Consider the following 12337-nt stretch of genomic DNA (forward strand, 5'->3'; position numbering starts at 1 on the left):
CGGGGTTATAAAAAAGTGAAAAAAATGCATTACCTGACCTTAGTGAAGACATTGTTCATGTCTTTAGTGGTCCTAAGTGGTTGTACACCAGATCCTGGGTTGCCTAGTGATGGATCATCGCGCAGCACAGCAAAGCCAATTACATACAGCTTTACCCTCACACAGAGCGAGTTTGACCAGCTATCCCCTGAAGATCAGTACATGGTGGTCAATAAAGCTATGTCCACATTTATGCGCGGTATGCCGGCCGATGAGTTTTTTGATACGAGCCAGGGCTTGGTCAGCCCAGTTGTTAGAGACGTCAGTAGTTGGACGCGCTTGCAAACGCAATTACAAACACCACTGACTAGTGAAGAACTACTTCTCAACGAACAGCTGGTATTTGGTTTTCCTGATGATCCAGAAACCACAGAAGATGATTCGATACCAGCTTTGTTTACCAGCTTTGATGATAACCAGCCACATCAAATTTATGTAGCAAGGTTTTTAGGGTATCCATTGAGTCATGATCAATTTTCTCATTGGATGGCTTACTTTCTCGCAAACACCATTATGTTCAGTCCTGCTTACGAGATGGAAAGCACCGATCATCAAGATATCAGCCGTACACTCGGTTACTTGCAAACTCACATAGATTCAGGTTCTAGCGTTCAAACCGTGATCAGAGGTTGGCTGCATAACTTGAGTCGATGGCGTGTCTCCCGTTCAGCTGAGAATCATGCTTTGGAGATGCTCGAGTTGTATTTGGGTATATTTAACGACTCCGAAGAAGAGCAGCAAAATACGATCAATGGTGGTAAGGCTTGCGCTCCTTGGTCTTTGACTGATGCTTCAGACAATTATCAGTTAGATAAGGATCCACTTATTGTTGAGGGAGTGAAGGCATATCGGGTATTCGACCAATATGTTTCTACTTGTGATGAACTATATGATGCAGTAGTGGGCCATCCAAACTTAATGCCGCGAGTCACAGAAGTGATCGTTAACTATTTTTTAGATGGCTCTTCGGCTGAAATTAAAAATAGTCTCATCTCTGACATTGTAAGGACGGGTCCTCAAACGTTCGACGATATTTTCTTATCGGTCATTTTCTCTGAAGCTTTTTTATTGTATTCCGAACGCCCTAAAACATTTGAAGAAAATGCTTTTGGATTCCTTGGTGCAATGAGCTGGTCGCCTCGTTCTCGCCAGTGGCCGATTGATCACAGGACGCTGCAAACAGTGTTTCACCGGAATTCAAGTGCTAGTGTCGCATTACGTGCAAAAGGTTGGGCTCCAATGGAGTATAAAATTGGGAGAACGCCGTTTGTACCTTTAGATGTATTGAGTTTCGCTTCATATCATAAAGGCATCAGGGAAAGTATTTTGCTTAATACCAGGGCTTGGGATGGCGAGCGTTATCCAGAGGAATCTGATTTCACCGAGGCTGCAGAGCCCCGTGACGCTCCATTTGAAATCAAGCATGGGGCGTTTTATCAGGCCGGAACCGAAAACCTAAAACAAACTTTAGAAGATTTAACCGCGGAAGAAATGATTGATTATATATTTCTTTCGGCTCTTGGTCGCCGAGCGACTGAAGATGAGATGGATACATGGATTGCTGAGGGGTTGGAGCGTTACATGGTGGAAGTCGATGAAGATGGAAATAACATCATGCGAAAAACAAACGGCGACCGCTTCTGGGAATACTACACAGACGACTATGCAGAGATAATCTTGGACTATATCACTCGTCTCCCAGAATTTTATTACTATCGCGCAGTGACGCAGTAGGAGCAGAAACATGAAAAGAAGAGAGTTTTTACAATATGCTTCTGCCATCGCTGGAAGCCGAGTTCTACCCGTTGGTTTTGGTATGTCAGCTTTAGCAGAACGTGCTTATGCTGCCAGTCCCAACTATGGAAATGTAAGTGTTACAGCGCCGACGGTAATGCCGCAGGTGATTAACGTTTTTATGTATGGCGGGGCCTCTGAGCTTGCAGGGAATCTTAGTAATATTGCAGATATTAATACTAACTCTGTAAATGATTATTCAGCAGGATCAGCGTTTGGAAGTAGTTTTTTAGACACTATGGTTGAAGATGCAGCCAATGGCCAAATTACCGCAAATGAATTTTGGCGCGATGCAGGCGGCATTCATATGGAGGATATGTTGGCTGCTGGCGATATGTCTGTGTATCGGACGATTTATAAGCAAAAAAGCCCAACACGATCTCACCGAGAGAGTATTTTCATGTCTCATAAGGGCACATTAGACATTGAAAACTCTCCGGGTATTGGCTCACGGTTAGCATTAATGATGCTTAGTAACCAAAACGCTTATGCTGGAGCAAGACTCGCTGATGGTTCAAGTATTATTAGTCTTGATACTATGACATTGCCTTTCGTATCGTTTGAGGGTGACAGTCAAACTTTTGCGCAGGATCCAGACAATAAAATTCCTTTGTATCTGCGCGGCCTCACTATGGACAACAGCTTTAATAATCCTTACACAAGAAGCTTAGGTTATCCAAGTGATGGTTCAATTGACACCATTGACTCGCTTTTGAGTCGCAGACTTTCACAATTAGATAGAAACAAATACAGCAAAGCCTTTGATGGTTTTGATAAGCGTGAAGAGATGGAAGGCCGTATGGAAAACCTCTCTGATCTTTTAAATGGCTCGGATGCTAATGGCAATCAATCAAGTGCCCAACAGCTAGGCATTACATATCCAAATACAAGTTTCGCCCGTGAAATAGAAGCGGCTGTTACGCTGGCTATCCACAACCCTGAAACTCTTTATATTGCTGTTGGAACGCCAGGTCTAGGTGGTTGGGACGATCACAATAACGGTATTGATCGCTATGCTGATCGTATGAATGACTTGATGGAAGCTATTAAGGCCGGTATGGCTCATATCAATGCCTCTAATGGTGTTGATACAATAAGAGGCGGAACTCGTAATCGCACAGATAATATCGTTATCAATGTCTTTGGTGACTTTGGCCGCTTGGTCAATCTAAACAACTCAGGTGGTTGGGATCATGCTAACAATCAAAACTTGTATACGTTTGGTGGTGCGGGAGTGCGACCTCCGGCTGAAGCAAGCGCTCTTGGTAGCGTGATTGGTACCACTCATCGAGAAGGGCGGACTAAAACCAATAACCAGTATACTGTGCCTGATAGCGACAGTCCGACTTGGGAGCCTATGTCCATAGCGGCTTCTATTTACGGATATTTTGGTGCAAGTAATCCGGAAATTTTAACAGCGGACCCTACTTACAATCCGTCTGGCGATCAAACCCTAGCGAGTAAGCTGTCTTCTTAATGAAAAACGCCCCATCCACAGTGTGGATGGGGCATTTTTTAGTTTTACTTCGTGACGCTTTATGGCTTATTCAAAGCCTTTACCGAAACTCAATGTCACAAAGTAGTTTCCTTCATCAGATACAATCGTATTGCTGTAATCTCTATAGATATAGGCCGCTCGAAGGTCAATTGAGCCAGAGGCGCTTGTCTTGTATCGATATTTTATACCTATCGTATTACTTAGAAGCTCGGCCAATCGCGAATCACTCGAGACGTGTTCAGGTAGTTCTACTTCGGACAAATTGCTTTGTGTGTTTGGGTCATAAATGATTGTCCGCTGATAAAAGTTAGCGGCCTGTTGGTGGTAAATGCGCCAAAAAGGCTCGATTAAATGATTGTTGCTTAGTCGTTTACTGTAATGGCTTTCGATGGTGTGGGAGTTTAGATCCCAGGTATCCGTATGGTAGCGGTAACTAATCGCAAAATGATTCCCAGTACTGGGTAGTTCATGCACTAGCTTTGTATAGAGTATCTGTCGAGTGCGCTCATCCGGGCGACTCTCGTAGAGCGTCCCGTTTGCTAGTTGGTTATCATTTATATCCGCAACACTTATGATTTTATAAGGGTCAGTGTGATATCCAAGGGCGGTGCTGTAGGTGTAATTTAACATCGCTAGAGTGCGCTTATTAATGACATGTGTAATGCCGAGTAGTGCATCGTAGGTATTCTTATTGCCCGTCCCGTTAAATATAGCGTCCGCAGTGCGGCTTAGCGGCTCTGGCGTTGTCTCGTCACTGCGACCCACTTTATCTGTCGCTAAACCTACCGCAGCAGTAAAGGTATAGGCGCGATCTTGGGTATCTTTTTCAATGCCAAGGCTGCCACCGACAGCAGTATAGTCTCCTTCTACGGATACATATGCGCTTGTATTGGAACGTATTAATCGATGCCACTCATGTGTCCAAGTAGCATCGAATGCAAGACGGGTGTCATCAAATTCGACGAGGCCTGTATCGCCACCGCCAGATGAAGTTTGCCCACCGGATACACCAGTAAATGTTGAGCCGCCTCCGCCATTACTTGGTAGGGCACCTGACGGAGTTGCACCAGTGAGCGTGTCGAATACAAGACCCAGTTTGATGCTATCGGTGGGGCTTAAGTCGCCATTAATCATGGCCATATAGGTATCAACCTCAATTTTGTCGGGCTCTTCATAGCGCAAGTAACCAAGGTCTACATCCCAGTTATTGTAAAGCTCACCATCTTGCGCAACAGCATCTTGTCCCAATAGTATTGCCGTGGCGGCGCCTATACGTTGCTTAATATTTTTCTTAGTTACAGCCACAACCGCCGCCTCCTACACCTGTACCACCGGTACTGCCTTCTTTACTGTAATAAATGTGGTCATCAACATATTTATCGATGGGATCCCCGCCTATATCCATTTGTGGTTTGGCAAGAATGCCTTTCTCCCAAGGTTTGACTGGCTGGCTGTCAAACATGGGTTCGATAGTGCTACAAGCACTAATAAATAGTGCCAAGAGTGTCATGGCAACTGCCTTCAGCATGATGAGGTACTCGAATAGGGGTTTTGTTTTTGTTGCCAAATTGTATTTGGTTATTCTGTCAAAAGGTATGGTGTGGTGTGATCCCGTTCCCACTCGATTGATAAATACCCTAATCAATAGGCTTTTAAAGCACTCTTGTAAGGGGGGGTACCAAAATAATGTGATCTCTGGCGATAGATTGGATTTCGATGCTTCATTGTGGTGCACTATTGAATGAAGTGTGCTGTTTATTTAGTAAGCAAAAAGAATGCTCGTGAAGCTGTGTAAAATTTCATCGCCCTTTTTTGGAGCCCCCGTAAATACTGGGTTTTCGCCTCGTGATCGTGCTTGACACCTTGACTTAATGCGCATACAATTCGCGTCCCTTTAAAAAGGGGTTAGCGGATTTTTGTCTTAATTTCGGAGTCTTGGTAAATGCAAAACCAGAAGATTCGTATTCGGCTGAAGGCTTTTGACCATCGCCTGATCGACCAGTCTACGCAAGAAATCGTGGAAACGGCTAAGCGTACTGGCGCACAGGTTCGTGGTCCTATACCGCTGCCCACACGTAAAGAGCGTTTAACGGTTTTGATCTCTCCGCACGTCAATAAAGACGCGCGTGATCAATACGAGATTCGTACTCATAAGCGTATGCTTGACATTGTTGAGCCAACTGAAAAAACAGTTGATGCCCTTATGAAGTTGGATCTTGCTGCCGGTGTTGAAGTTCAAATTAGCCTAGGTTAATTCCTAGTTTTCTTTGAGAAGAGACTTTAAACAACGGGCTAGATCTTGAATCTAGTGTAACGCTTTTTTTGGGCGGCCATAGTGGGTATTCAGCCCCGTACACAAGAGGTATTAAAATGGCACTTGGATTAGTAGGTAAGAAAGCGGGTATGACCCGTGTATTTACCGAAGATGGAGCATCTGTCCCAGTGACTGTTATCGAAGTTACACCTAACCGTGTAACTCAGGTTAAAACAACAGAAACTGATGGCTACAACGCTGTGCAAGTAACTGCTGGTTCTAGAAAGGCGTCTCGCGTTTCTAAAGCGGAAGCGGGTCACTTTGCGAAAGCGAACGTTGAAGCTGGCGACAGCCTTCTAGAATTCCGCATCGAAGAAGTTGCGGACTTTAATATCGGTGATGAACTAACAGTTGAGCGCTTTGAAGCGGGTCAAGTTGTAGACGTTACTGGTACTTCAAAAGGTAAAGGTTTCCAAGGTGGTGTTAAGCGCTGGAATTTCAGCACGCAAGACGCTACTCACGGTAACTCCCTATCTCACCGTGCACCTGGTTCTATCGGCCAATGTCAAACGCCTGGTCGCGTTTGGAAAGGCAAGAAAATGGCCGGTCACATGGGTGCAGCGCGCGTAACAACTCAGAATCTTGAGATTGTTCGTGTCGACGCGGAAAGCAACCTAATTCTGGTTAAAGGCGCACTTCCAGGTGCGACAGGTGGTCAATTGATCATCAAGCCAGCTGTTAAGGCACGCGGATAAGGGGAGTAACAATGGATATCAATGTTCAAGGTGGTTCCACTGTTACAGTATCTGATGTGGCTTTTGCTCGTGATTACAACGAGTCATTGGTTCATCAGCTAGTAACAGCCTACCTAGCAGGCGCCCGTCAAGGTTCTAAAGCACAGAAAAACCGTTCTGATGTATCAGGTGGTGGTGCTAAGCCGTGGCGTCAAAAAGGTACTGGCCGTGCACGTGCTGGTACTTCTCGTAGTCCTATCTGGCGTACTGGTGGTGTGACATTTGCCGCACGTCCACGTAACTACGAGCAAAAACTAAACAAGAAAATGTATCGCGCTGCGATGCAGGCAATCTGGTCTGAGCTTGTTCGTCAGGATCGTTTAGTAGTGGTTGATAGCTTTGATGTGGAATCTCACAAAACCAAAGCATTCGCTTCTAAGTTGTCTGACATGGATCTTTCAAATGTATTGGTTGTTGATTCTGAAGTCAGCCAAAACGTATACCTAGCGTCTCGCAACCTACCACACGTAGCAGTTGCTGAAGCCACGGGTGTAGATCCTGTTAGCCTAGTTTCTTTCGAAAAAGTGCTTGTCACTGTGCCAGCGCTTAAGAAAGTAGAGGAGATGTTAGGATGAGCCAAGAGCGTATCTTCAAGGTTCTACTTGGGCCTCACATTTCTGAGAAAGCAACAGTAGTCGCTGACAGAGACGGTCAATTCGTTTTCCGTGTCGCGCCTGATGCAACCAAACCAGAAATCAAAAAAGCGGTTGAGCAATTGTTCGAAGTGAAAGTTCGCAACGTACAAGTGGTCAACATTAAAGGTAAAACCAAGCGTACAGCGCGTGGCATGGGTCAGCGTAACGATTTGCGTAAAGCATACGTTCGTCTAGCCGATGGTCACGACATTGACTTCGCTGACGTCGATTAATAGGAGTAGATAAGATGGCATTAGTAAAAACCAAGCCAACTTCTGCTGGACGCCGTCACGTTGTTCAGGTCGTGAACAAAGATCTGTACAAAGGTCGTCCACACTCTGCGCTGGTAGAAAAACAAGGTAAGTCTGGTGGTCGTAATAACAACGGTCGCATCACCTCTCGTCACACTGGCGGTGGTCATAAACAGCTTTACCGTGTAATTGACTTTAAGCGCAACAAAGATGGCATTCCAGCCAAAGTTGAGCGTTTAGAACACGATCCAAACCGTTCTGCAAACATCGCACTTGTATGTTATGCCGATGGTGAGCGTCGTTATATTTTGGCTCCTAAGGGCCTAAATGCTGGCGATCAGATTATTTCTGGTGAAACAGCACCTATCAAAGTAGGTAGCACTATGGCTGTGCGTAACATGCCTCTTGGTAGCGTGGTTCACAACGTTGAGTTGAAACCAGGTAAAGGCGGTCAAATGGCTCGCTCTGCTGGTGCTTCTGCTCAGGTTGTCGCTAAAGAAGGTGCATACGTTACTCTGCGTCTACGCTCTGGTGAGATGCGTAAAGTACTTGCTGACTGTCGCGCAACTCTTGGCGAAGTGAGCAACTCTGAACACAGCCTACGTCAACTAGGTAAAGCCGGTGCTAAACGCTGGCGTGGTGTTCGCCCAACCGTTCGTGGTGTAGCGATGAACCCAGTTGATCACCCACATGGTGGTGGTGAAGGTCGTACCTCTGGTGGCCGTCATCCTGTTACTCCTTGGGGTGTTCCAACTAAGGGCTACAAGACTCGTAAGAATAAGCGTACAACCAGAATGATTGTACGTCGTCGTTCTAAATAACGGATAGGGTGAATTAAATGCCACGTTCATTGAAAAAAGGTCCATTTGTCGACCATCACCTTATGGCTAAGGTAGAAACAGCTCTAGAGAAAGGCGATCGTAAACCAATCAAAACTTGGTCACGTCGCTCTACAGTTTTTCCTGAGTTTGTTGGTCTGACTATTGCTGTACATAACGGCCGTCAACACGTGCCAGTGTTGATCAGCGAAGAGATGGTAGGACACAAGTTGGGTGAATTCGCTCTGACTCGTACCTACAAAGGTCACGTCGTGGATAAGAAGGCCAAGAGGTAATTTGAGATGGAAACAGTCGCTAAATTAAAAATGGCGCGCATTTCTGCTCAGAAAGCCCGTTTGGTCGCTGATCAAATTCGCGGTAAGTCTGTAGCAGAAGCGCTAAACATACTCACTTTCAGCCCTCGCAAGGGTGCAGATCTACTTAAGAAAGTTCTTGAGTCTGCCATTGCCAACGCTGAGCACAACGATGGTGCTGACGTTGATGAATTGAAAGTGTCCACCGTCTTCGTTGATGAAGGTATGACTATGAAGCGTATTCGTCCACGTGCCAAAGGCCGTGCTGATCGAATCCTAAAGCGCACTTGTCATATCACCGTTAAGGTAGCAGAGGTCTAAGGTTATGGGTCAGAAAGTACATCCAACAGGTATACGCCTGGGCATTACCAAAGATCATAATTCTGTTTGGTATGCGGGCAAAGATACATATGCAGATCAGTTGCTAACTGACATTCAAGTGCGCTCTATGATTGAAAAACGTCTAGAGAAAGCATCTGTAAGTAAAGTAACGATTGAGCGTCCAGCTCAAACTGCAAAAATCACCATTCACACTGCTCGTCCGGGTATCGTGATTGGTAAGAAAGGTGAAGACGTAGATGCACTTCGTAAAGATGTTGCTGACATGATGGGTATCCCAGTTCACCTAAACATTGAAGAAATTCGCAAGCCGGATCTAGACGCAAAATTGGTAGCTCAATCTGTAGCTAACCAACTTGAGCGTCGCGTGATGTTCCGTCGTGCCATGAAGCGTGCTGTACAAAATGCAATGCGCGGTGGTGCTGAAGGTATCAAGATCCAAGTTGGCGGTCGTTTGGGCGGTGCTGAGATCGCGCGTTCTGAGTGGTATCGTGAAGGTCGTGTACCTCTACATACTCTACGTGCTGATATCGATTACGCTACCTATGAAGCACACACTACTTACGGTGTTATTGGTGTAAAAGTGTGGATCTTCAAAGGCGAAATCCTTGGTGGCATCGACGAAGTTCGTGCCCGCGCTAAAAGCGGCGGTGCTAAAAAGCAACGCCAAGCGAAGTAAGGGGAGCGTAAAAGATGTTACAACCTAAACGCATGAAATTCCGTAAGATGCACAAAGGCCGTAACCGTGGTCTTGCAAAAGGTAACAAAGTAAGCTTCGGCGAATTTGGCCTTAAAGCAACCGGTCGTGGTCGCATCACAGCTCGTCAAATCGAATCGGCTCGTCGTGCGATGAACCGTAAGATTAAACGTGGTGGTAAAATTTGGATCCGTATCTTCCCAGATAAGCCTATTACCAGTAAGCCTCTTGAGGTTCGTCAAGGTAAAGGTAAGGGTAACGTTGAATACTGGGTATGTCAGATTCAACCAGGTCGTGTCCTATATGAAATGGAAGGTGTAAGTGAAGAGCTAGCGCGTGAAGCATTTAGCTTGGCTGCTGCGAAACTTCCAGTATCAACTACCTTTGTTACTCGGACGGTGATGTGATGAAAGCTCAAGATTTACGTGAAAAATCTGTCGATGAGCTCAACGCCGAGCTTAAAGACATGCTAGCGGACCAATTTAAGTACCGCATGCAAAAGGCGACTGGCCAACTAGGTCAGACCCATTTGCTAAAAGAGGTGCGTCGCGATATCGCACGCGTTAAAACCATCATTAACCAGAAAGCAGGTGAATGATTATGGCTGAAGCGATTGTACGTACTCTTCAAGGTAAGGTCGTTAGCGACAAAATGGATAAAACGATTACTGTAATGATTGAGCGTCGCGTTAAGCACCCAATCTACGGTAAGTTTGTTAAACGCTCCACTAAGCTGCACGCACACGATGAGAGTAACGAATGCCAAATCGGCGATACCGTTACTGTTCGTGAATGTCGTCCGCTATCTAAATCCAAGTCTTGGATGTTAGTAAGCGTCGATGAACGTGCAACGAAGGTGTAGGCCCAGAGAGATTAATTGGAGCTATAAACAATGATCCAAACACAAACTATGCTAGAGGTCGCTGATAACAGCGGCGCAAAGCGCGTAATGTGTATTAAAGTACTGGGCGGATCTCATCGTCGTTACGCGCGTGTGGGTGACCTAATTAAAGTTACTGTTAAGGAAGCAATTCCTCGCGGTAAAGTTAAAAAAGGTCAAGTGTTGAATGCTGTTGTTGTTCGCACTAAAGCTGGTGTTCGTCGTCAGGACGGTTCTTTGATCCGTTTCGACACAAACGCAGCTGTGTTGTTGAACGCCAGTGAAGCACCAATCGGTACTCGTATTTTCGGACCAGTGACTCGTGAACTTCGCTCAGAGAAGTTCATGAAGATTGTTTCACTGGCTCCTGAAGTACTGTAGGAGGCGTGAGATGAAAAAGATTCGTCGCGAAGATGAAGTGATTGTTATCGCCGGTAAAGACAAAGGTAAGCGTGGCAAAGTTAATCGCGTTCTACCTGACGGTCGTTTGATCGTTGCCGGTGTGAACATGATTAAGAAACACCAAAAGCCAAATCCATACTTGGGTCAGCCTGGTGGTATCGTTGAAAAAGAAGCGGGTATTCAAGCTTCTAACGTAGCCATCTTTAACGCTAAGTCTGGCAAAGCAGATCGTGTTGGTTTCAAGGTGCTTGAAGACGGAAAGAAAGTTCGTATCTTCAAGTCCACTGGCGAACAACTAGACGCATAAGGGTGCCACAATGTCTCGTTTAAAAGATTTATACAAAAGCGAAGTGGTAGCCAAACTGCAAGAAGAATTTGGCTACAAAAATGTCATGGAAGTGCCAAAAGTAACCAAAATCACCCTAAACATGGGTGTTGGTGAAGGCATCGGTGACAAGAAACAAATCGAAGCTGCAGTAGCAGATTTAGAAGCCCTAGCTGGTCAAAAGGTTGTGGTAACTAAAGCTCGCAAATCTGTAGCAGGCTTTAAAGTTCGTGAAGGCTGGCCTATCGGTTGTAAAGTAACTCTACGTGCCGACCGCATGTGGGAATTCCTAGACCGTTTAGTTGACATTGCCTTGCCACGTGTACGTGACTTCCGTGGCCTGAATGCTAAGTCATTCGATGGTCGTGGTAACTACAGCATGGGTGTTAAAGAGCAGATCATTTTCCCTGAAATCGAATACGATAAAGTGGATAAAGTTCGTGGTCTAGACATCACTGTTACCACTACTGCTCGTACAAACGATGAAGGTCGTGCTCTACTTCGTGCACTGAACTTCCCGTTCCGTAATTAAGGAGTAGACCATGGCAAAGATTGCAATGAAACAGCGCGAACTAAAGCGCGCAAAACTGGTTGCTAAATACGCTGAGAAGCGTGAAGCATTACGTGCTATCATCAAAAACCCAAACTCTTCTGAAGAAGAAGTATGGGATGCGCAAATGTCGCTACAGAAGCTACCACGTGATTCTTCAAAGAGTCGCCAGCAGAACCGTTGTCAAATTACGGGTCGTCCACACGGCGTATACCGTAAGTTCAAGCTTTCTCGCATCATGATTCGCGAGCAAGGCATGTTAGGCAACATCCCAGGACTTAAAAAGTCCAGTTGGTAAGCAATCCCCGCGTAGTTTAGGCTGCGCGGGACGCTGCACAACCTGAGGTTAAATTATGAGTATGCAAGATACTTTGGCGGATATGTTCACTCGTATCCGCAATGCGCAGGGCGCTGGCAAAGCCTCTGTTGCAATGCCTTCTTCCAAAGTGAAGGCGTCAGTAGCTGAAGTTCTAAAGAGCGAAGGTTACATTGCTGATTTCGCGGTTGACGGTGACGTTAAACCGACATTAAGCATTGAGCTTAAGTACTACGAAGGCAAGCCAGTAATCGAAAACATCAAGCGTGTTTCTCGTCCTGGTCTACGTCAGTACAAGAGCGTTGCACAGTTGCCAAAAGTAGAAGCCGGTCTTGGTATCGCAATTGTTTCTACTTCTAAAGGCATTATGACTGATCGTGCTGCCCGTGCCGCTGGCATCGGTGGTGAAGTGATTTGTACGGTATTCTAAGG

The 12337-nt window shown here is 45.7% G+C and carries 20 protein-coding genes; 18 read left to right on the forward strand and 2 right to left on the reverse strand.

Annotated elements, in window-relative coordinates:
* The first annotated feature begins 57 nt into the window (after positions 1–57).
* Together HF888_RS01590 and HF888_RS01595 are read left to right on the forward strand one after the other, a co-directional pair.
* Complete coding sequence (locus HF888_RS01590) at positions 58–1773, forward strand: hypothetical protein (RefSeq protein WP_168367027.1); 1716 nt, start codon at positions 58–60, stop codon at positions 1771–1773.
* 10 nt (positions 1774–1783) lie between these two features.
* Positions 1784–3310 (forward strand): DUF1501 domain-containing protein, encoded by a 1527-nt coding sequence (locus HF888_RS01595; protein WP_007017859.1) that lies wholly within the window; start codon positions 1784–1786, stop codon positions 3308–3310.
* A gap of 66 nt (positions 3311–3376) precedes the next feature.
* On the opposite strand, the gene HF888_RS01600 is transcribed toward HF888_RS01595, so the two are convergent.
* Positions 3377–4636 (reverse strand): DUF3570 domain-containing protein, encoded by a 1260-nt coding sequence (locus tag HF888_RS01600; protein ID WP_007017860.1) that lies wholly within the window; start codon positions 4634–4636, stop codon positions 3377–3379.
* Positions 4623–4859, reverse strand: coding sequence for a DUF4266 domain-containing protein (locus HF888_RS01605; RefSeq protein ID WP_007017861.1), 237 nt, complete (start codon positions 4857–4859; stop codon positions 4623–4625). Before HF888_RS01605 ends, HF888_RS01600 begins: the two co-directional genes overlap by 14 nt.
* Before the next feature lie 414 nt (positions 4860–5273).
* Between HF888_RS01605 and rpsJ the strand changes: the two genes are divergently transcribed.
* The 16 genes from rpsJ to rpsH all read left to right on the forward strand — a co-directional run bounded on the left by rpsJ (position 5274) and on the right by rpsH (position 12335).
* Positions 5274–5585: a 30S ribosomal protein S10 gene (gene rpsJ, locus HF888_RS01610; protein WP_007017862.1), complete on the forward strand. Its 312-nt coding sequence runs from the start codon at positions 5274–5276 to the stop codon at positions 5583–5585.
* Between the two features lie 116 nt (positions 5586–5701).
* Positions 5702–6340: a 50S ribosomal protein L3 gene (gene rplC / locus HF888_RS01615; protein ID WP_007017863.1), complete on the forward strand. Its 639-nt coding sequence runs from the start codon at positions 5702–5704 to the stop codon at positions 6338–6340.
* 11 nt (positions 6341–6351) lie between these two features.
* Positions 6352–6954, forward strand: a complete 603-nt coding sequence (gene rplD, locus HF888_RS01620; protein WP_007017864.1) for a 50S ribosomal protein L4 — start codon at positions 6352–6354, stop codon at positions 6952–6954.
* A complete protein-coding gene (rplW, locus tag HF888_RS01625) occupies positions 6951–7247 on the forward strand; it encodes a 50S ribosomal protein L23 (RefSeq protein WP_007017865.1) in 297 nt (98 codons plus the stop codon). Before rplD ends, rplW begins: the two co-directional genes overlap by 4 nt.
* Positions 7248–7261: 14 nt before the next feature.
* A complete protein-coding gene (rplB, locus tag HF888_RS01630) occupies positions 7262–8086 on the forward strand; it encodes a 50S ribosomal protein L2 (RefSeq protein ID WP_007017866.1) in 825 nt (274 codons plus the stop codon).
* Positions 8087–8103: 17 nt separating this feature from the next.
* Positions 8104–8379 (forward strand): 30S ribosomal protein S19, encoded by a 276-nt coding sequence (gene rpsS, locus HF888_RS01635; RefSeq protein ID WP_007017867.1) that lies wholly within the window; start codon positions 8104–8106, stop codon positions 8377–8379.
* Positions 8380–8385: 6 nt separating this feature from the next.
* A complete protein-coding gene (gene rplV, locus HF888_RS01640; protein WP_007017868.1) occupies positions 8386–8718 on the forward strand; it encodes a 50S ribosomal protein L22 in 333 nt (110 codons plus the stop codon).
* Between the two features lie 4 nt (positions 8719–8722).
* Entirely contained in the window at positions 8723–9415 is a 693-nt protein-coding gene (rpsC, locus tag HF888_RS01645) for a 30S ribosomal protein S3 (protein WP_007017869.1), read from the forward strand.
* 14 nt (positions 9416–9429) lie between these two features.
* The gene (rplP, locus tag HF888_RS01650) at positions 9430–9840 is read left to right on the forward strand and encodes a 50S ribosomal protein L16 (RefSeq protein WP_007017870.1); all 411 of its coding nucleotides are present in this window, start codon (positions 9430–9432) and stop codon (positions 9838–9840) included.
* Positions 9840–10031 carry a 50S ribosomal protein L29 gene (rpmC, locus tag HF888_RS01655; RefSeq protein WP_007017871.1) on the forward strand — a complete coding sequence of 64 codons (192 nt, stop codon included), beginning with the start codon at positions 9840–9842 and terminating at the stop codon, positions 10029–10031. The genes rplP and rpmC overlap by 1 nt, the downstream gene beginning before the upstream one ends.
* Before the next feature lie 2 nt (positions 10032–10033).
* Complete coding sequence (gene rpsQ / locus HF888_RS01660; RefSeq protein ID WP_207798123.1) at positions 10034–10294, forward strand: 30S ribosomal protein S17; 261 nt, start codon at positions 10034–10036, stop codon at positions 10292–10294.
* Positions 10295–10324: 30 nt separating this feature from the next.
* Entirely contained in the window at positions 10325–10693 is a 369-nt protein-coding gene (rplN, locus tag HF888_RS01665) for a 50S ribosomal protein L14 (RefSeq protein ID WP_007017873.1), read from the forward strand.
* Positions 10694–10703: 10 nt separating this feature from the next.
* Positions 10704–11021 carry a 50S ribosomal protein L24 gene (gene rplX, locus HF888_RS01670; RefSeq protein WP_007017874.1) on the forward strand — a complete coding sequence of 106 codons (318 nt, stop codon included), beginning with the start codon at positions 10704–10706 and terminating at the stop codon, positions 11019–11021.
* Between the two features lie 10 nt (positions 11022–11031).
* On the forward strand, positions 11032–11571 hold the full coding sequence (gene rplE / locus HF888_RS01675) for a 50S ribosomal protein L5 (protein WP_007017875.1): 540 nt from the start codon (positions 11032–11034) through the stop codon (positions 11569–11571).
* Positions 11572–11581: 10 nt separating this feature from the next.
* The gene (gene rpsN / locus HF888_RS01680; RefSeq protein ID WP_007017876.1) at positions 11582–11887 is read left to right on the forward strand and encodes a 30S ribosomal protein S14; all 306 of its coding nucleotides are present in this window, start codon (positions 11582–11584) and stop codon (positions 11885–11887) included.
* A gap of 55 nt (positions 11888–11942) precedes the next feature.
* Positions 11943–12335 (forward strand): 30S ribosomal protein S8, encoded by a 393-nt coding sequence (rpsH, locus tag HF888_RS01685; RefSeq protein WP_007017877.1) that lies wholly within the window; start codon positions 11943–11945, stop codon positions 12333–12335.
* Positions 12336–12337: the final 2 nt, after the last annotated feature.

Origin of the sequence: Bermanella marisrubri, assembly GCF_012295615.1 — a bacterium.
Classification (GTDB): domain Bacteria; phylum Pseudomonadota; class Gammaproteobacteria; order Pseudomonadales; family Oceanobacteraceae; genus Bermanella; species Bermanella marisrubri.